This window comes from Leptolyngbya sp. Heron Island J (assembly GCF_000482245.1).
Classification (GTDB): Bacteria; Cyanobacteriota; Cyanobacteriia; order Phormidesmidales; family Phormidesmidaceae; genus Leptothoe.
The window spans coordinates 52640-72477 of sequence record NZ_AWNH01000113.1 but is presented as its reverse complement, the minus strand read 5'-3'; the positions used below and the strand labels follow the sequence as shown (position 1 = coordinate 72477).

The following is a 19838-nucleotide window of genomic DNA, read 5'->3' as shown; positions in this document are numbered from 1 at the left end:
GAGCAACCACTAAAATGGAGATCTGGAGCGGTTCGGGATAAGTAGTGTAGCGTGTGACTAGGGTGTTCCAGCCCAGGCCTTGGATGGCTGTGACAAAGCCGCCCAGCCAAAAGATAAAGGCTGGGGTAAGCAATGTCACAACCCACTGTTCGGCAAGTTTGCCACCGAAGTTTTCCAGCACTTTTGCCGTCATGAAACTATCCTACGCTGGGACGTGAACCAGGGGATCAAGGTGGGTAGGGCAAAGAGGAATTTCTTCTTGGCTTCTCGGTACCAGGTGTAATCGTTACCGATGGGGTAGATGTAGCAGGCAGCAGCGGTAGGTGCGAGATTGCCGGGAAGCCCGTAGTATCCTCGTTCGGTTATAGGAATCTCTAGGAATTGATCGAGCCAGCTTTTGGTTGCATGATAGGCATCAAAAACGTCTAGCAGGCGATCAGCTTGGGCAGTTTCGTCCAAGTCAGTTTGGTTGAGGAGTTGGGCCAGTTGGCGATCGATTTGGTCAGCTTGGGCTAGGATCAGCTTGGGCAGTAAGGGACGAATTGTACGGTTAGCAGCTAGCACCTGGTCATTGGTGAATATAGGAATGGATGAAGCTCGGTGTATAAAATAATTAAACGCCAGTGTAGCTAAAGGCAGCCCAGTGGTAGGGATGGGAAAAGGGCTGGTTGGTCGGGTTGCGGGGACGCATGCCCAAGAGAGGAGCAATTTCAGCTTCGGTGCTGTCTCGCAGCCAGTTTTGAGCTTGACGCAGGGCTTCCGACGGTTCTCTATTTTCGATACGCCACAGTTCGTAGAATTTGCTAATTAGGAGCATGGTGCTGAGGTCGGAAACAGACCAAAGGGAGGCAACAACACCTGCGACACCTGCTTGGAGTAATCCAGTGGGGAGACTAATCGCTTCGTCGACGTTTTCGATGCCAGGGAGTCCGGTTTCGCAGGCGGAGAGGATAGCGAGACGTATGCCGGGACGATCGTCATTGGTAAGTTTGAGGTCGAGTAGATCACGTAGAGTGAGAATAGCAGCTTGGCCCTCCCCTGTAAGGGCAAGGCCGCTTTTAAGAGGTTCTTGTAAATCTGCACCACCATGACAGGAGAAATGCAGCACGTTGTAATCAGCCAAGATATCAATGACGGCTTCTCTAGTCGCGTCTGTATGACGGAGAATTTTCGGATTTTGGAAAGTGGAAATTGCTGCATTGACTTCTAAAGTTGAGCTTGGTAGAGGATTCAAGTCTTTATAGATGCCTGGTTCAACTTCTTGCCTATGCTTCGGTTCATTAATGGCAAGAATGGCATCTGACTGGGTGTGATTGGCAACTTCCTGGGCTGCCACTAAGGATCGAGCATTGGGAGCGTAGGTGAAGTGGATTTTGTCGAGAGCGTAATGTTTACCAGTTGGTTGGTTCGGATCTTCAGTCCAAGCACTGTGCAGTGGCAAGAAACTGAACAAGCCAGTGGGAACGAGAATCGCTTGACGGAATGAGTGTTGTTGTAGATGAGTGATAAGTGGAGCCATCAGAGGGTCCCAGAGTTGGCGAGTAATGCGTTCAATTTCCTCATGCCAAGCAAAATAGTTAGCTTTAGAGTTGTTGCGGAATGCTTGATAGGCTCCAAACCAACCACTTAATTCTGAATCATCGGCAGGGCCATAGAGGATTTCTCGTAGCGTGTTTTCTGGAAAGTCGTCAAACCAAATAGTTTCAATGGTTTGAAGGGTAACAACGAGGGCAAGACTACCAGCAGGAGTGACCACAAGGTAAACCAGAGGCTTATCCGGCTGAATGTCGGTGCGAATATTGTCGAAACTGGTTTGATTATGGAAGGCTTCGTAACCAGGAATTTGGAGAATTTGTACTAAGACAGAGATCAGAGTTTGGCGAAGGCGAATAGCTTCGTTGCGCAGAGTTTCAGGAGTAGTGGCAAAACCATCGTTGGAAGTCATCCGCTGCCGTTGTTGGCTTTCTATATTACGGAGTTGTTGACTGATGTACTGGTATTGCAGATAGAGATGGGGGTGACTTTGCTGAAGTTTGCTTATACTAGCTTTGTCTCGTTCTAAGCTCTCGCTGAGACTGCGAGCACGACCTTTCTCCAAAGTTTCAACTGCATTCTGCAGTTCGCCACAACGAGCCAAGGCATAAGCAGAACGACGGGGCAGATCAGCAGTTTCAGCGAGTTCGATAGACTTACCATCCAGGAATGTACAAGATTGGTAAAGGACTTCTGCGGCATTGAGAGCAATATTGTAGGCATTAACCGCCTTTGACCATGATTGTTTATCAAAATAACAGTTAGCAAGATTATGGGCAGCTTGGCGACACTCCCTTGGAAAAGCATCATAGGTATAAAATTGTAAAGCCTGTGAGTATGCATTGATTACAGCTTCTAGACTGTTAATCTGTCTATCCCAAGTACTTTCGGTAGATGACTGCTTTGCAAGCTGATTGTAAGCAAAACCAAGGTTGTTTTGGATCATAGCCCATTGCTCTGGAAAAGCATCAGAGGTAAAGACTTGAAGAGCTAGCTCATAAAACTTGATTGCCGCCTTAAAATTGTCGGTTCGTTCGTCAGCAATCCTGAAAAGGTGAGTGTTGGCAAGGTTAAACTGAGTTAGAGCCCAGTTTTCTGGATATGTTTCTCTGTTATAGACTTGAAGTGCAAGGTTGTAAGCATTGATTGCCGCCTCAATATTGTCCGATGACTTGTTATAAAGATTTTCACTATAGGCATTGCCAAGATTGATCTGGTTCATAGCCCACTTCTCTGGAAAGGCATCACGAGTAAACATCTGAAGGGATAACTCAGCCGCAGCAATTGCAGCTTCAATATTATCTTTTCGTTTACCTCGGATGCGTTTTATGTAAGCAGCAGAAAGGTTGATTTGCGTAGTAGCCCATTGTTCTGGAAACGCGTCCGAGGTAAACACCTGAAGTGCTAATTGATGAGCGTTAATTGCGACTTCGAGATTGTCAGATCTTTCACCTCGAATACGGTCACGATATGTAATCGCAAGGTTATTTTGAACTTTTGCCCACATTTCCGGAAACAAGTCAGTGGTATAGACTTGAAGTGCTAACTCATAGGCATTGATTGCCGCTTCGAGATTATCGGCTCGGCTTTCTTCAATGCGGAAAGTATAAACACTAGCAAGGCAAAACTGAGTTTTAGCCCACCCTTCTGGAAAGGTATCTCGAGTATAAATTTCCAGAGCCATTTTGCAAAGATTGAGAGCGGTTTCAAGATTCTCTGCTCTTTCACCTTGTATCCGCTCGCGATAGGCATTAGCAAGGTTACATTGTGTGTCAGCCCACCGTTCTGGAAAAGCATCACGATTATAGGCTTGCAAAGCCAGTTTATACGCGACTATAGACTTCTCAATATTTTCAATACGTTTACCTCTAATACGAAACAAATATACATTGGCAAGATTATTTTGTGCGTCAGCCCACTTTTCTGGATAAGCTTCATGGGTTATAACTTGTAAAGCCAGTTCATGGTTGACAAGTGCCTGCTCAAGATTTTCAGCACGCTCACCCTGAATACGCTCAAAATAGGCAACCGCTAGGTTGTTATGCGCCATTGCCCAATCAACTGGAAAAGAATCGTGGGTATATACTTCTAGAGCTAATTTACTGCTCAAAATTGCCTTTTCAAGGTTGTCAGCACGCTCACTCTGAAGACGATGACAGTAGAGAATTGCTAAGTTGTTTTGTGTTGCGGCCCAATCTTCTGGATATGTAGAACGAGTTCTAACTTGTAGAGCTAATTCGCAAGCATGAATAGCCATTTCAAGATTTTCAACACGCTCACCTTGAATACGATAGAAATATGCCATTGCCAAGTTGTTTTGTATCGCTGCCCACTGCATAGGAGCCACCTCACAAGTGAGAATCTCCAGGGCTGGTTGATATGCGATAATGCTTAACTCTAAATTCACCCAACGTATACCTTGCGGAAACTGTAGAATCAGATCACCAAAGGTAGCCAATGTGGATGCCAAAGAAAATTGCATCCCTAAATTCTTCGAATATGCTGAAAAAGCTTGAAAAAATCGGCCAATTACTTCAGGCATGGCTACGATTAATTGTGGATTAAATTGTGCTTGTTGGCGTTCCCATATCGGATATATTTGCCGATAGTCTCCTTCCTTGCTTGCCACTAGTTGCAGAGTCTCCTCTAGAAATGATATAGTCCATATTTCTGTTAAAACTCGCGATGGCTTAATTCTTTCCCCTAATTTTTCTGCAAATTCCAAGAGCCATTTAGCTTGACTGTTTCCCTTGCTTTCCAGTTTCTTCGCCATGCCTCTCATTACTCCAAGAAGCTCTACATTTAACAGTTCTGGCTTTGACTGTAATATCTCTTCTTCTTGTCCTTTTGGACAACTCAATAATTGCTCAATTAGTTGGATATGTTCATAAAATGGACTTTCGTGCATAACATTTCTCTCAAAAAATATTATTGGATAGGACTTACGCAAAGCATATTGGAAAGAGCGATGTGGGTGATAGCTGAACCCTGCCATAATTGGTAAGATCAAGCGTATGAGTCAATCATTCAGTCGCCTCGATTACTGCCAGTTAGTCAAGTCGACTATATCCTGATATAACTTTGCCAACCATAGTGCAACGTGGAGCTATGACAGCATCAATCGATACCTGAAGCGAGAACATATTACCCCTCGACTCGTCTGGGAGAATACAAAATCTCAAGTCGAGGCCAACTCCTATGGCTATGTGCTCTTCGACGAATAGACCTTCTACAGCATTTACTACCTGACTCATCACTCCTGGCATTGAAACACTGGGAGTTAGATAGCCAAGCCCATCAGTTCGTCGTTACCGTAGAATCCACTCAGGTGATTGCACATTGTCCACTATGCCAAGCGCCCACCGTGTAAGTTCATAGTCGCTATCAGCGAACCCTCAGAGATTTATACCAATAGCTTAATCTTCTATCTCTCGTCTGCATTAAGGTTTGGTTCGTTAGAATCAGCGATACTATTTGGAAATAGATATCTTTGAAAAGATGTTGCCTAGTTCATACTCAGCTACAGTTTGACTATTGATTTCCTCAATTATCAAATAAGCTATGAGAGAGCGGTCAACTTTCATACCTACTCTGTAGACGGCATTCTCTGAATAATCTGGGAGTTCAATAGACTCTTTCAGAGAATATCTTTTCCCTACAGCCTGAGGAATTACCCATATGGTCAATGGAAATTGAGACTGTCTGGCTTTCAGTCTATCTTCACTAAAGATGGGTTCGCTTAACTCCTGAAGAGCATGTTCTCCATGTATTAGTGTAAGATCTTTATACTTATCTTCAAATCTTAAGTTAATTCCAAATCCTCTTGAAGTTTGATTTGAATCAAGAATTTCAATCCCCATCTTATGTACGAACTTTTCTGTGGTATCAACAAAACCATTCGCAATCACACAGGAACCAAAAGAGATAGCGTACGCACTATTAGCAATATTTAGCTTCTTGTCGAATCTAGAATCATTCTCTTGAATGCTTAAGGAACTGAAGATTGCATGTCGAACCAAAGCGAACTGGCAAAATCCACCTACAAGAAAAAGGCGATCAAATCTTTGGTTGTTACGTCTTAGCCAGTCTGTTACCCTACCGAGAACATCTTCTATACCTACAGATATTGGTTTGAAGACTTCTGATATCTCCTTATTTGTTAGACTGTATCCTTCATCAAAGTTATAAACCTCTTTATCGGAAAACTTTGAAGGATTATGGATGAACTTGTTTATGATTTTAGTACAGCGATTATGACTAGCTATCTTAAGGCTCTCAAAAGAACGCATGAGTGTTCTGAACTTTGGGTCGCTCTCGTCTATATAGTTCTTGTGCTTTTTGAAATATGCAGCTTTTACACAATGTCTATCAAAAGCTACCCCGGCACACTCTAAACCTTGATGTCCTTGTCCATCGAAATAAAGAACTTCTACTGAACTATCTTGGCCTACTTTGCAAAGGCTTACATCGAATGTTCCTCCTCCCATATCACATACAAGTAAGTTGCCAGAAAATATCTTTTCTTCGTTTGTATCTTTTTTGTGTTTGTCTTGCCAAACATAGTAAGCAGCGGCAGCGACAGGTTCACTCACGAGTTGAATCAGCCTGTCTCCAAAACCAAGTTCTTCTTTGATGATTTTCTTCAGGCGCTCCCTCCCCGTGTTATTTACATCACGATGCCAAATCTCTGGAACGGAAACAACAATATTAGATATTTCTCCCTCCTGCTCTTGAAAGCTGTATTCATTCTCAGAAGAAATGAGAATCTCTCTTAAATAGTCGGTTGTGACATTGAGCGGAGAACGATTGTTCTCAAACCACTTTGAGAACTCTGACTCTGCAAGTGGAAGATGCATCTTAAAATTTGCATAGCTTTCAACGTCATTACGATATGCAGCAGATGCACGAGCAGCGGAACCCACCTCTAGCTCTTCCTCTTCTTCGCCTAAGTATGCGATAAAAGAAGGAATGTATCTTTGACCACCAGGTCCTCCGTACTGGAATGCTTCTATGCTTTCGTTCTTCAAGTATGAGATGGTAGAGTTAGTAGTACCAAAGTCAAGACCAATGTTGCGCTCTGACATAGTTCCTCTAACCTATCCACGATACATACAAGATTATATACAAACCGACCAATAAGAATCGGTTAAAAAATAACACTTAGTCAAGTATTATTAAGAAGTTAGGCGGTATGTGTGATGGCAGACATGAGAGATGGGCATTGGCTTCAAGGGCATTCGAACATACCCTATGACTGACACTTCAGAGATTACCATTGCTGCAAGGTTATCCCTTCTCCAGCCATTTTTCTGTAGCTAAGGATGACAATACGTCCCAGAAATTCAGCCTGCCCGAACTACCTCGACATCTTAAGTATCCCTCTATTTCCACTGGAGTACGGGACTTGCTTGATAAGCCATGCCTCATATGAGGGCGTTTTTCTAGCGGTATTTGCTCCCATTCAGGCATTGTTTTCATTTTGCCGAAGCCCTCTGGTACATGTCCCACGTGAGTGATAGTCCGTCCATCTGTCCAAACACGTAGACGACCAATCATTAGTTTCTTGGAACTACGCAGTAAGTAAGTACTTGGGGTAGGAAGCCATAAAAACAGGATTGGCTTTTGTGACTTTTGCTGAAAGCATATTTCTGCACATAGCCTCGTTTTACCTGAGCCATAGTGTATGACTCTTTTATCAAGGATTTCTTTCATCCGTTGACTACACGTCAGAAGCAATATTCTGACGTGTAGTCAACGGATTCCTGTTCTTCCTTTGAACAGCCACCTAACCATTTAATCAGCAATTCTGGAGGTTCGGGGATATGCTCTATCGTTGATGTTTCAAGTGGCTGATATGAGATAGAAACTTGCTGGCAAGGATGTTCTTCTTCTAACTTTCGAAGGAGACAATGATACTTCTCTCCATCCTTGACAACAGAAAATTGAAAAAACTCAAATGCCAGCCGACTATAATGCCTATCGATTAAATTATGACGATGATAGCTCGGTGAAAGCGCAATCAACCGAACGGGACGAGAATAGTTAACGGCGTCTGAAAATGGTTGTTCTTCCAGAAGGTTAGCATAGTAACGAGTGAGTTGCTGAATCAAGTATCGATCTTCTACATTCTTCAATTCCAAGATGACTAACGCACCATTACTGTCCACCGCCAGAATGTCACATACTTCACCATTAGAAGTATATTGTTGTTTTAAGGGAGTGACATGAAATAGCTGTTTGAGGTTTGCCCAAACAAACTTCTCTAAAGCAGCTTCACTGACAAATTGCCATCCGTCAGCAGTTTGATGTAATGAAACCCCACTCATCACAAGCTCTCAGCCCCTACACCAAATAAAGATGGAAATCTCAAAGAGTAAGTAGCTTGGTAGGTGCGCTCCAATTCGCTGCGCTCGCAACTACGAAACCATCCAGTTGAGTTTCCCCGGACATCTTAGAAAAAGGTGAGTTTTGCAACCAAGTCCGTATATTCTCCAGTTCTCTGCGGATAAGCCACATTATCTACGAGGTCTCGCCTTATTGACTTTAAGATTACGACCCATCCACTCAGCGCCATCTAGGGCCTCAATCGCGGCGGTCTCTTCGGCCTCTGTTTCCATCTCAACAAACGCAAACCCACGCTTTCGACCGGTTTCTCGATCGGTGGGTAAATGAGTACTTTTAACGGTGCCGTACTCTGAAAACGCCTGATTTAAATCATCTTGTGTGACGTCAAACGATAAATTACCCACATAAATGCTCATAGACAGTTCCCAAAATTAAACATGTACACAGTCAAATTCGGAGAACCGTTGGTCAGACGGATTACCAACCGAAAATAAACCACGAGCAAAACGCTAACACAGGACATTAAAGTAATAGCGGAAATGCAGCAAAAATAAATCTGAAACGAATTTAGGTCCGTTTAGCCTCCCAGCGACTAGCTATACGTAGTAGCCTACCCCCCTTCAATCGATTGAAATTCCTGCTCCACTGTCCTCCTGTAGACTATACCTGCTGTCGCTAAAGAGGCCATCCTTGAATTGTGCGAAGCCTCAATGGGAATACATCACAAGATGTTTCCTGGGCAGACCTGATGGTTGAACATCCTAATGTGGTGTAATGCCAATAGGCGTTATTCTGCCAGATTATGGTTGCTCCCTGACCTTGTGGCAGGTGGTAACAAAAGAAATTCGTTCTCTTCGTCTAACCAATATTGAGCAGTCGTTTTGACATCCGTCTCTAAAGAATCAAGATAATTCAGATTCTGCGCCAACCAACGAAGATCCCGGTGGTCCGGATGACAACCACGCTTAATCGCAGCGCGTAGATGAAGTAACGGCTCTGGACGCATGTGACAGATCATTCTTTGTTCTGGAGCGATTATATGGCTAGAAACTTTCGGGTATGCCACCACTCATGCCACTCAACAGTCCAGAGCAATGCGTTCTTTTCCGCTCAAAGTCAGGTCAGTCGCTATCCATGCTCGGGCCTTCGATCTACAGCAGCGTTAACTGTGTGGGTTGGGTCGTGATCAGTAGCTCAGGATCGGCCACCTTAAGCACATCCGTTCGCATCTCCTCAATCAGCGTGCAGTAATGACGGCTATCGTAAGGACCACTGCTGATCTTCACCCCGTTCGGTCCCTCATAGAACGTCACCATGTCGCCTTCATTCCCCAACGCAAGCAAGGCTTTTTCACCCCGACGAATCTTGCGAGTGACGCTGAGCTGGTTTATCGGATAATGCCCCGCACGTAGCTGCGCTAAGGTGTCCTGATGATGGGTCTCAGCCATTTCTGGAGCCCTCAAGAATCGCTGGATATAGGTACCTTGATAGGTGCGCTCTAGCTCACTGCGATCTCGACTACGAAACCGTCCAGCGGCTTTCACCTGACCATCGGCAAAGAACACCAGATAGTTCTTGCAAAGCCCTGTTTTCCCATCCTGGGCCGCTGGGATAAATGCCGCTTCCGCCTGAAACTCGTGCTCAACAGTTATCCCGTCCGGCAATGCCGCTTGCACGGCTTGAAAGATGCGCTCATTCTCACCTGGTGGAGCACTAAAGAGCACGCCATCGGTATCGACCTCGGCTACTGTACCACCAGCTTGCTCAATGGATGTCATCATGAGGCGTGCGATCGCACGCCCGTAAGCCGTCACTAACGCAGCCGCTTCATAGTCGTTATAGCCAACGCCAGGGGTACCCAAGAACCCATACAAGGAGTTGATCATGATTTTTGAAGCTTGCTGCTTTTGATGGGCGGCTCGGTCACCTTGCTTAGCCAGGGCCTTCAAGCGTAGCCGTTCCGTTAAACGACTGGCCAGAATGCTGAGCATCTTGCCTTCGGGGTCTTTTCGAGAATAGATGCCATACCGCAGCATGATAGAGGGGTACAGTGAACTGACATCGACTTTCGAGACATTACGATGCAGTCCAGCTACACCCAGAGTTAGGCCGCCCTCAAACTCAACCACATCATCGGTTGCAGGGGCCAACTGGTCTGGATACTGGTCTTCTAAAATTCGCTGCCATTTGGTGCCATTGCCGTTGACCGCCAGGGCCTGCACGCTCATTCCAGGAATAAATTCTTGCTGATAGTAGATGCTAGGGATCAGATAGTCAGCCAGCCGTTCAGTATCTTCTAAATCGTATTCCAGATACTCAAGAATCGGCTCGGTTTGCCCTTTGGCCCAAAGGTCACAGATGTCTGGATAGGACAGATCAAGTCTGGGAATATCCCGAACACCCATTTGCAGAGCCGCCTGTTTGAGGGTGTAGCGGGTCAGATGCCGGGCTGAGAAGTCATTGATTAGGACCTGGTGATACACATCAACCAGATCCATACCCTTGGCATAAATCGGATGAAACCTGATCGCTTTTCCGTTAATACGAGCAGCTCCAATCCGTTTTTCACGGTTACTGACCGTAAACGGATGAGGGATTTTATGAATGCGGCAGCGCTCGATGATAAATGGCAGGTCAAAAGCCAGGTGGTTATAGCCTAACAACAGCTTTGGCTGTTTCTTTGAGATAGCGGCCAGTGCCTGACGCAGAATCCAGCCTTCGTCCTGATGGGTAATTTTGTAAGAAATTTGCCGTTCATCCCGTAGGCCAATCGCAATAATCCGATCCACTGTTGGGTCTAATCCCAAGGTTTCGATATCTAAATACAGCTTGGGAACCTGCTCATAGGGAACCACGTTAGTTGTCGGATGCCACGGCGCAATCTGAAAGGGGCATAGACTATCGAGATCTAAGCGCGTCTCATCCACAATCAGACGAGCCGGATGCTCTAGCTGCTGAACTAAGCTACGCATCTCTGTTGCAGGGATGCGTGGGGGAGATGCCTTGGATAGAGATGGATGTGACATGAGCGCTCCCAAACGCTTCGAGTTCAGAATGGGTCACTAACCTGCATGAAGAATAATGCGGATGGATAGATGCTGAGTGGATGCCCCCAGAGACTCGAAACTCAACGTCTCGTTTCAATCATAGTTCGGCCTATCGCTATCACCATTAACGCCGATACACTGGCTTGCTTTGACGGTGGATGTATACCGTTATGAATAATGCTTGTACTCCCTGGAGACTCGTGCTAGAACTTATCTCGACTTATGGGAGATAGGTATGAACAAGGGCGAATTAATCACTACTGTGGCTGCTAAGGCAGGGATTAGCAAGAAAGAGGCCGACACGATCGTCTCGGCAGCGATTGACACCATCATGGAGGCTGTAGCCGATGGGGAAAAGGTTACATTTGTGGGGTTTGGGAGCTTTGAACCCAGGGATCGTAAGGAACGTGAAGGGCGGAACCCGAAAACCGGTGAAACAATGACCATTCCGGCGACAACCGTGCCTGCATTTTCCGCTGGGAAGGGATTCAAGGAAGCCGTAGCGGCTAGCTAGTGCAGATATATCTGATATTCAGTCACATCATTGATCTAAATGTCGGTAGCCATGACTCAATTGCCTCATACATTGGAGCAAGACATAATCAACGGGGTTTCAACAAACGTTGCTTGAGGGGTGCTTTGGTTTAACTAGGGTGGGTCGTGTGGGCTGTAAGGCTTGTTTGACGGCAGTATGGCCTATATTCCTTCAGTGTAATTGAACGTTGTTTATGGTTTTCATGGTTGGTGTGTGGTTGGAATGCGATCGCACTCCAACCACAATCTGCGATCGCAACCTAATCACTCCAACCCATTCCCCCTACGGCAACTCCACCGAACAGGTCTCTTTCTCTTGCTCGCGACAGCCATTAATGACATCCCGATTCAGCTTTCGCACCTGTGACCAATAATGCGTATTAGTCTCACCCCCAAACGCGCCGGTAGTTTCCAAACGTCCCAACCGATAGCCATTGAGCCGTCCCTCTTTCCAGCCAACCCAACCCGTTAAGGCACTAATGACAATTGCCAGAGCTAAGGGTACCCATTGAATCGGTCGCCTAGCGCTCAAGACCTTGGTCTGATTGAGATCGTAATGGATGCTGCTGAGTTTGTTCTGAATCTCGCTGTGGCTGGATTGTCGGAGAGAGCTCAACTGCTCGATGTTTTGGGTCAAGGCCATCAAGATGCTTTTCTCCGCTTGAATTTGCTTGGTGGATTCGGTCGATTGCTCTTCCAATATCGTGTAAGAGTTGGCGAGCCTGGAGAAGTTGGTCGCGGTTCGTTCCACCCCCTGACTGGTGCTGCGTAGAAACTTGAGTAACTCGATGTCGATGTCCTTCCATGCCTTCATTTCCTCAGCGAGATCAGCAATGGGTTTGAGGAGCGTAATCAAGGGATCGTCCGGGTCCACCCCCATGGCCCCGGCTAAACGTCGTTGCTCATCTGTGGTTGGTTTCATGTGAAGCCTCCTCGCCTAATGCCCCGGTAAATAACCGGTGGATTCAAAGGCGGCATAGGCCGAGCGCAGATAGCTTTTGACAGCGGCCTGTTCCACCACACCAAAGCCTTTACCGCGATAGGTTTGACTATTGGCATAGGTGAGCCGCTGTTGCAGGACAGTACTGGCCACCCGCACCGGTAGTTTAGGTAACTCAATGACGGGTGTCTGGGTTGCTTTAATCAACGCCTGGAGTTCATCCGCCTCATCAAAGAAAGACCAATCGGCATACTTCAAGTTTTTGACCACGACATGGGGAATTCGTCGGTCAAAGGTTTTGAGAGAAATTTCTAAACTTTTGAGACTGTCAAATTCCCCAGTGATGACAAACCACTTCACCAACTCGATGTGGTTGTCAGCCGCCAGGGTAAGAATGTCATAATCGCGCAACCAGATACGAAACGCTTCATAGACCGTTGCCGGTAGATTCACGACGGCGTTTTTCTGGCTATCGACCACCGTATTCACGATGGTGTTCGCTCTGGCCCCAATGGTTTCATCCTCTGAGAATTGCGCGACCTTAACGTCCCCATAAATGCCTTTGAAATCAGGACTATTCACATCAGCTTCAATGCCGATAACGGGGTGTTTCCGGTCCAGGAACCATTGATAGAGTGTACGGCAGAGGACACTTTTCCCTACGCCACCCTTATTGCCATCGGCAAAGTGAATCCGTTGATTAACGCCGAGTTCACTTTCAAGTTTCCGATTCGTTTGCGTTGAGTGTTTCTCTTTTGTAACGGTCATCGTCATCCCCTTTAGTATGCGAGTGTGACCTCGTCTGATGCATCTGGGAGTACCCGCGTCGTCGGTTTAGACGATGTCGGTGTTTGCCCCAATGGTTTTTCAGCGATGCGCTTGGTGTTACCCTCGCGTTTACGTTTTGATGACCCTGACGTTTTTTTAGAGTTACCGCTTCGTTCACGTTTGAGTTTGAGCATGTATTGCTTCAAACTACCCGCAGAGATGGTCAGTCCTGATTTCCCCAGGCGTTGTGCGACCTCGGCATAGGTGTGATTCACTAATGCCTCTTCAATGGCCTCAAAGAGTGCCGCCACCGCTTCACGTTTATTGAAGTGGGTACGCGGTTCTTGGGCTAGGTCAATCAGATCCTGTTTGCATGCCGCGATTGTTTCCGCAGAATACACATCCTCTGCCATGACAAGACGTAACGAAGGGACTCTAATTTCATAGATAGAGTGATTCTGATGATGCGTTCCAGAAACCTTCGATTCCTTTAACGATTGAATTAACTTTGATTGCCGCTATATTCAACAGCCTGATATTGCAATGGTGTATCGAATTGCGTTTGTTCAGAATATGTCAGCGATTTCGTTTTCGTTTCTCTAGGGCTAAGTGCTGAGACGAGCGATTCAGTTCACGGTTGTTTTCCCTGATCAACTGGAAGAACTCTTATTAATCGATTCACGACTTCATAAGAAACCGTATCTGAGTGATTGCTGATTATTATCACAAAGATTGTCCAGAAAGATTTCTCTACTGTTAAAGATAGGATTCACGCATCATTAACGATCAGATTTCCTTTGCTGTTAACGATTGAATTATCGAGGCGTTTCCGTTGTTGCATCGACTGTAAACGAATGTAGCGACTTTGGATAAGTCTCCGGATCGGATTTGTGGGATCAGGATTAGGCCATATGAGCTACGCCCCGTGAGTGATTCTGTAGGATTCACGCCAGATTAACGGTTTCGGGGCTTCGCGGGTTCAGACATTACGCCCACGGTGGGCCACCGAATTCCTGAAAAATCGCCCTAATTCCCACAGGCTAATCTGTTTAACGATTTCACTCTCCAAACCGCCTGTGGCTGTTGTTTTGCGAAACGGTTGCCATGCTGTCCATTGCCAATGTGTCAGCGGCTCAGGCCGAAAACTACTACGAAAAAGATGATTACTATACCCGCTCGCTAGACGAGGATGGCGTCGCTAATGAGGCGCTGGATCCAAATGCGATCTGGTATGGTGCCGGTGCTCGGACCCTGGGGTTAACGGGTGAGTTTGATCAATCTACGTTTCAATCGTTGCTTCATGGTCAGGCTCCCAATGGTCAATCGTTGCATGCTCGCAAGATTGATCCAGACCGCCATCGTGCTGCGACAGACTGTACCTTTTCTGCACCCAAAAGTGTGTCGATTGCCGCGTTAATTCAAAACGATTCGCGGGTGTTAACAGCACATACCCATGCAGTCAAAACAGCCCTTTCTGTTTTAGAAGAGCGCTATGCCCAAACCCGAGTGCGACGTCCTGAGGGTGTGCGCGAGAAAGTAACGACTGGCAATCTGGTAGCAGCAGTTTTTCGGCATGAAACCAGTCGTGAACAAGACCCCCAACTCCATAGTCACTGCGTCATTATCAACACGACTCAATTGGCGGATGGTAGCTGGTGTAGTTTGAGTAATGACGCGCTGGTAGCTAACCAAAAACTGTTGGGTGAGATCTACCAAAATGAACTGGCGTTTCAACTGCGTCAATCTGGATATGGCATTGAGCCACGTCCTAACGGTCAGTTTGAACTGACGGGCTATAGCCCGGATTTATTGGATACGTTTTCCACACGCACTCAGCAGATTGAGGCCTATATCAATACTTGGGAAACCAAGTTGGTGACCGCTGGGGGTGTGCCGCTTCATCGCAGTCAACAAAAGCAGGCCACGTTAGATACCCGTCGTCGTAAAACCACCGTGCCGCGTCAGGTATTGCTTGATGGCTGGGCACATACGATTCGCGAGCAGGGCCTGGTCCTGCCTAAGGTGCCCACCCATACCCTTGATTTGACCCAAGCCAGTCAGACTTATGCCATGGATGCGGCAACGGCTGGCATTTATCATGCGGCTGAGCGCGACAGTGTGTTTCACCGAGCTAAAGCAGAACGTTTTGCCCTGGAACATGCCCTGGGAGAGCAGCGGTTTTCAGATCTACGCCAGGCGATCTCAGAGCATCCTGAGCTGATTCCAGTGGATGGCTCGTTAGCCACGACTCAAACGGCCATTGACCGAGAGCTAAAAACAATTCAGTTGATGCAGCGGGGACGGGGACAGGTGAAACCGCTGGCGACATCAGAGCAGGTAGACCAGTACTTAACTCAGGTGCCCAGCTTAACGGAAGGTCAACGACAGGCGGTGGCTTTGTCTGCCATGACAAAGGACCGGGTGATTGCCTGGCAGGGGGTGGCTGGAGCGGGTAAAACCTATAGCCTCAAACTCTATGCAGAGCTAGCTACACGCAATGGCTATACGGTTACGGGGTATGCGCCCAGTGCCCAGGCGGCCAGCACCCTGGGTCGAGAGACGGGTATCCAGAGTGACACCGTTGCCGGGTTGCTCCATACGAAGGACACAGATTCCTCATCCGCTAATCATCCGATTTGGATTGTGGATGAAGCGGGGTTACTGAGTGCCAAAGCGGCCCATGATCTGCTTCAACGGGCGGAAGACTGCCAGGCGAGGGTGGTGCTGGTGGGGGATATCCGTCAACTGTCTGCAGTGGAAGCGGGGAATCCATTTAAGTCGCTTCAAGCGGCGGGGATTGAAATGGCGATGCTAAGCGAATCACGTCGCCAACAAACGGACGTGCTCAAAACGGCGGTGACTCAGATTTCAGCAGGTCAGATCGAGGCTGGTATCTCCCAACTGGATGCGGCAGGCATGATTTATGACGTGGCCCTAAAAGAACGCTTTACTCAGTTGATTCAGACCTATTTAGAACTGTCTCCGCAACAACGACAACAGACGCTTATTCTCAGTGGTACCAATGCCGAGCGTCTGGAGCTGATTCAACAGCTTCGCACAGAACTGCAGGCAGAGGGGAGTCTAGCCGTGGATGGGTTTACGTTAAGATCGCTACGTCCAAAAGACTTAACCCAGGCCCAGGCCCAATATGTGCGTCACTATGACATCGGCGATGTGATTGTTCCGGTACGTGACTATCGTCGCCATGGCCTAAAACGCCATCAGCAATATACGGTGACTGGCATTGATCTGACCCGTAACCAACTCTCCCTATCGAGTCCGACGGGACAACCCCTGACCCTTAACCCGATTCACTGTGCTCAGAAAACCTGTTATCGCCTGCAGACGGTGCCAATTGCAGTGGGTGAACAACTGCGGTGGACACGGAACAATCGAGACTCAGGTGTTCGCAATGGTCAACGCTTTACCATCACAGCCCTGGATACTCAAGGCCAGGCCCAAATCCTGACGGCGGACGGAGCCATAAAATCCATTGACCTGAGCGGTCACCAATATGTGGACTATGACCTGGTGAGCACCACCTACAGCAGTCAAGGTAAGACGGCAGAACGTGTACTTGTGGCAGCCGATACCACCTTGAGCCGAGAAGCATTTTATGTGGCGGTCTCCCGTGCCAAACGAGAGTTACACCTGTACACAACGAGTAAAGAAGACCTGGTTCGAGTGGCTCAACAATCGAGAGCGAACCAAAATGCCAGTGACTATTTGCCCCTCTATCATGTGGTAATTCCGAATGCCCAAACTTCGAAAACCCAAGCCCCCCACCCCCGCGTTGACCGTCGAGATGACGGCAGGCGCATTGGAGAGTGCCTTGCTCGCCAGCTTGCAGCCACTGTATGCGGAAATCGCGACGTTGAAAACACAATTGGCCGCGTCACTCGAAGCACAAGCGGCCTCACAACAGATGTTGGCCGCGTTAATCGAGCAGGTGAACGCTCTCGACGAGACCCAGACCCAACAGTTCAAGACCTTTCTCGACAGCTGGCAACAGTCCTTGCAAACCATCGACGCCGAGTGGCCCTAACCCGCAAAGACCGGCAAACCTATGACCACTATGCGGCTCAGTTGCCATTGATGTCAGAAGAACAACAGGACCGGCTGATTGCCCATCGATGGCTTCAAACCCACTGCGGTGGGAGCGACCCGACGCCTGCACAGCTGCGTGAGGTGACTCGTACTTTGTTTCAAGGGCCTCGGGCGCGGCAACTGCGGCAACAAGAAAGCCGCACCGCAGCAGTTGACTATGTCAAACAACAGGTGAGAGCGGTTGTTCAACAGCGGGGCCAAACTCACCAACGTCAGCATGATCAAGACCTTGAACGATAGTGCATTACCTGATTAACCATGGAAAATGTCTACCCACTCATTCTGTTTATGCTGGTGCTGTCATTGCTGGCAGTGGCCACTCGTGTTGTGGTTTATATCATCGCCATTGCGGCGATGTGTGGTTTGATTCTGTTGCCGACACTTGGCTTGATGTATGGTCTGGCTAAGGTGTGTTATCCCCGGTTGCGTTGGGGCCAGGTTCAACCGTATCTACCTGTTGTGTTAGTGGGTGGTTCGGGTGTGTTGGGCTATCTTTGGGGGCTGTGGGAAATCCGCAAAGGCACAACACCGGAGTCGCCTCAAAGCTTTTGTTTGCTGGCGGGTGGCATTGCAGCCGTGTGTATGTTGCTGTGTGCCTGGGCTGTCTTGATCATCATGAACCGGATGCCTGGGGGAAGGATTTTACGTGGGGCTCAACTGACATCTGTGGGGAAAGTACAGCACCGACTGAATCAGAACAATCACAATCAAAAGTTATTAGCGTATCAACCTCAGTTGGCGATCGGGGGTGTCACACTACCTCATTCTCTGGAGACTCTGGGTGTTTTCTGTGCAGGCTCTCCTGGTTCAGGTAAAACCCAAGTGATCCAACAGCTGCTCTATCGCCTTAAACAACGGCCCGATATGCGGGCCATTATCTTGGACCGCAATGGTGAATTGCTTCAACAGTTTTATACTGATGGTCGAGATATTTTGTTTAATCCTCGCGATAGTCGGTCGGTAAGCTGGAGCCACCGTAGTGAAGGGATGGAACCTGAGACGATTGCCACAGCATTGGTGCCCGATGATTCAAAAGAGCGCTTTTTTAGTGAGGCGGCCCGCAGTCTGCTGGCTGACCTGTATGAACGGTGTCCGAATAATCATGCCTTATGGCAGGTGGTCACTCAATTGAGTGTGGAGGAATTGTCCACCTTTTTGGCGGGTAGTATGTCGACTCGGTATTTTACGGCTGAAAAAACAGGCGCTAGTGTGCTCAGTACTCTGGTGAATGTGTTGCGGTTTTATCGCAAGCTTAATGAGGACGGTAACTTTAGCTTTAGTCGCTGGGCCAGGAGTGATGATCCACGCTGGTTGTTTTTGCCGATTTTTGAAGATGATGTGGCCCTGTTTAAGCCCTTGCATTCGATGGCCTTTGAACTGATGTTGAAAGGGTTACTCTCCCAGGCGGATCGTCGGCTCAAGACAGCGGTGGTGATTGATGAGTTGGGGGCGTTGAACCGGTTAAATAGTTTGCCGCGACTATTGTCTGAATCGAGAAAGTATGGAGGAAGTGCCATGATTGGCACCCAAACGGAAGCCCAGATTCGTCATGTGTATGGCCCGGAGATAACGCGTACGATATTACAAGGGACAGCGACTAAGGTGATCTTGAACTGTCGTGATGGGGAGACGGCCCAGGTGATGGCGCAGTTGTTGGGGAAACAGGAACGTCTGGAACAGTTGCGCACGACTCGATGGTTTGGCTTAAAGCCGGGCAGTCGGAGTGAGCATATCCGAGAAACCTATGCGGTGATGCCAACAGAGCTGCAGATGTTGCCGCCGCTGACCGGGTATTTATCTATTGCGGATGGAACGCCTCTGGCCAAAGTTAAGATTACGCCCGAGACTTATCTCCAACAGGCTCAACGATATGTTGCGGCGACCCAAGTGTCTCCTGGGTAATAAAAGCGTGCTGACGAGAGAGTTTGAGGCAGTTGCGATTGGATAACGATACGTCACAGACGGTTGTCTGATGACCGTAGCTCATTAGAATATTGACTATGGCGTATCTTCTTTCGGCAACTAAACTGATGTCCTATGCCCAGCGTCCCAGGGCGTACTACTACCGGTATGAGTATGGTTTGAAACAGCCGTCGGTATTTGGTGCGGCAGTTTTAGGTACGGCATTGCATGGTGCCCTGGCGCAACTGTATCAGGATTGGCATTATCAGGATCCGCTACCGTCTGAGGAATGGTTGCGGTATTGCTGGGAAAATCAGATTGGTGCGTTGACTGCGACCCAGGTGGAAGAGAGGTGGCAGATTCTGCGGCGGTATGTTGAAACTGAGATTGTGCCCTTGAGGGTGATGCAGCGTCCGTTGGCGACGGAGGGACGTATTCAGGGTTTGATCCAAGTGAATGGTCTGGAGTTTAAGCTGACAGGGCGTTATGACCGATTGAATAGTTTGGAAGAGGGGGTGGATCTGATTGATTATAAGTCGGCGAAGAATCCAACTATGCCTACAAATCCCGGTAGCTTAACCCATAGCGCAGATACCACCTCACATTCAGCAGGATGTTTAACCTTGGAAGTGATGCCACTTAAACGGTTCTGAGGCAGCCAT

The 19838-nt window shown here is 47.7% G+C and carries 12 protein-coding genes and 3 pseudogenes; 4 read left to right on the top strand and 11 right to left on the bottom strand.

From position 1 onward, the window contains the following. The 7 genes and pseudogenes from N836_RS0139800 to N836_RS70265 form a co-directional block, all read right to left on the bottom strand. Positions 1–193: pseudogene (locus N836_RS0139800) on the bottom strand (hypothetical protein); the annotation flags it as partial. Then, positions 190–564 (bottom strand): hypothetical protein, encoded by a 375-nt coding sequence (locus tag N836_RS70290; protein ID WP_023076681.1) that lies wholly within the window; start codon positions 562–564, stop codon positions 190–192. The pseudogene N836_RS0139800 and the gene N836_RS70290, both read right to left, overlap by 4 nt. A gap of 49 nt (positions 565–613) precedes the next feature. Further along, a complete protein-coding gene (locus N836_RS70285; protein WP_081717020.1) occupies positions 614–4528 on the bottom strand; it encodes a CHAT domain-containing tetratricopeptide repeat protein in 3915 nt (1304 codons plus the stop codon). A 475-nt stretch (positions 4529–5003) separates the two neighbouring features. Beyond that, positions 5004–6617 carry an Hsp70 family protein gene (locus tag N836_RS70280; RefSeq protein ID WP_023076679.1) on the bottom strand — a complete coding sequence of 538 codons (1614 nt, stop codon included), beginning with the start codon at positions 6615–6617 and terminating at the stop codon, positions 5004–5006. A gap of 642 nt (positions 6618–7259) precedes the next feature. Next, positions 7260–7859, bottom strand: a complete 600-nt coding sequence (locus N836_RS75490) for an endonuclease NucS domain-containing protein (RefSeq protein WP_023076677.1) — start codon at positions 7857–7859, stop codon at positions 7260–7262. A gap of 189 nt (positions 7860–8048) precedes the next feature. Further along, the gene (locus N836_RS70270; protein ID WP_006513200.1) at positions 8049–8294 is read right to left on the bottom strand and encodes an RNA recognition motif domain-containing protein; all 246 of its coding nucleotides are present in this window, start codon (positions 8292–8294) and stop codon (positions 8049–8051) included. Positions 8295–9029: 735 nt separating this feature from the next. Next, positions 9030–10904, bottom strand: a complete 1875-nt coding sequence (locus N836_RS70265; protein WP_051394718.1) for a DNA polymerase domain-containing protein — start codon at positions 10902–10904, stop codon at positions 9030–9032. Positions 10905–11160: 256 nt separating this feature from the next. Between N836_RS70265 and N836_RS70260 the strand changes: the two genes are divergently transcribed. After that, positions 11161–11439: an HU family DNA-binding protein gene (locus tag N836_RS70260; protein WP_023076675.1), complete on the top strand. Its 279-nt coding sequence runs from the start codon at positions 11161–11163 to the stop codon at positions 11437–11439. A gap of 303 nt (positions 11440–11742) precedes the next feature. On the opposite strand, the gene N836_RS70255 is transcribed toward N836_RS70260, so the two are convergent. From N836_RS70255 to N836_RS70245, 3 genes are read right to left on the bottom strand one after another with little or no spacing between them, the layout of a single operon-like run. Beyond that, positions 11743–12381, bottom strand: coding sequence for a hypothetical protein (locus tag N836_RS70255; RefSeq protein ID WP_023076674.1), 639 nt, complete (start codon positions 12379–12381; stop codon positions 11743–11745). A 15-nt stretch (positions 12382–12396) separates the two neighbouring features. Further along, positions 12397–13167, bottom strand: coding sequence for a nucleotide-binding protein (locus tag N836_RS70250; RefSeq protein ID WP_023076673.1), 771 nt, complete (start codon positions 13165–13167; stop codon positions 12397–12399). A gap of 11 nt (positions 13168–13178) precedes the next feature. After that, positions 13179–13568: a hypothetical protein gene (locus N836_RS70245; protein WP_152532304.1), complete on the bottom strand. Its 390-nt coding sequence runs from the start codon at positions 13566–13568 to the stop codon at positions 13179–13181. A gap of 703 nt (positions 13569–14271) precedes the next feature. Between N836_RS70245 and mobF the strand changes: the two genes are divergently transcribed. The 3 genes and pseudogenes from mobF to N836_RS70230 all read left to right on the top strand — a co-directional run. Beyond that, positions 14272–17514, top strand: coding sequence for a MobF family relaxase (mobF, locus tag N836_RS70240; RefSeq protein ID WP_023076671.1), 3243 nt, complete (start codon positions 14272–14274; stop codon positions 17512–17514). 18 nt (positions 17515–17532) lie between these two features. Beyond that, complete coding sequence (locus tag N836_RS70235) at positions 17533–19176, top strand: type IV secretion system DNA-binding domain-containing protein (protein ID WP_023076670.1); 1644 nt, start codon at positions 17533–17535, stop codon at positions 19174–19176. A gap of 98 nt (positions 19177–19274) precedes the next feature. Continuing rightward, positions 19275–19682: pseudogene (locus N836_RS70230) on the top strand (PD-(D/E)XK nuclease family protein); the annotation flags it as partial. Positions 19683–19737: 55 nt separating this feature from the next. Here N836_RS70230 and N836_RS78295 read toward each other — a convergent pair. After that, positions 19738–19838 (bottom strand): annotated as a pseudogene (locus tag N836_RS78295) (IS6-like element ISPsa2 family transposase); the annotation flags it as partial.

Bases quoted from the DNA above. Each gene is read 5' to 3' on its own strand.
- N836_RS70285 (WP_081717020.1), bottom strand. From the start codon at position 4,528: ATGGCAGGGTTCAGCTATCACCCACATCGCTCTTTCCAATATGCTTTG.
- N836_RS70280 (WP_023076679.1), bottom strand. From the start codon at position 6,617: ATGTCAGAGCGCAACATTGGTCTTGACTTTGGTACTACTAACTCTACC.
- N836_RS75490 (WP_023076677.1), bottom strand. From the start codon at position 7,859: ATGAGTGGGGTTTCATTACATCAAACTGCTGACGGATGGCAATTTGTC.
- N836_RS70270 (WP_006513200.1), bottom strand. From the start codon at position 8,294: ATGAGCATTTATGTGGGTAATTTATCGTTTGACGTCACACAAGATGAT.
- N836_RS70265 (WP_051394718.1), bottom strand. From the start codon at position 10,904: ATGTCACATCCATCTCTATCCAAGGCATCTCCCCCACGCATCCCTGCA.
- N836_RS70260 (WP_023076675.1), top strand. From the start codon at position 11,161: ATGAACAAGGGCGAATTAATCACTACTGTGGCTGCTAAGGCAGGGATT.
- N836_RS70255 (WP_023076674.1), bottom strand. From the start codon at position 12,381: ATGAAACCAACCACAGATGAGCAACGACGTTTAGCCGGGGCCATGGGG.
- N836_RS70250 (WP_023076673.1), bottom strand. From the start codon at position 13,167: ATGACCGTTACAAAAGAGAAACACTCAACGCAAACGAATCGGAAACTT.
- mobF (WP_023076671.1), top strand. From the start codon at position 14,272: ATGCTGTCCATTGCCAATGTGTCAGCGGCTCAGGCCGAAAACTACTAC.
- N836_RS70235 (WP_023076670.1), top strand. From the start codon at position 17,533: ATGGAAAATGTCTACCCACTCATTCTGTTTATGCTGGTGCTGTCATTG.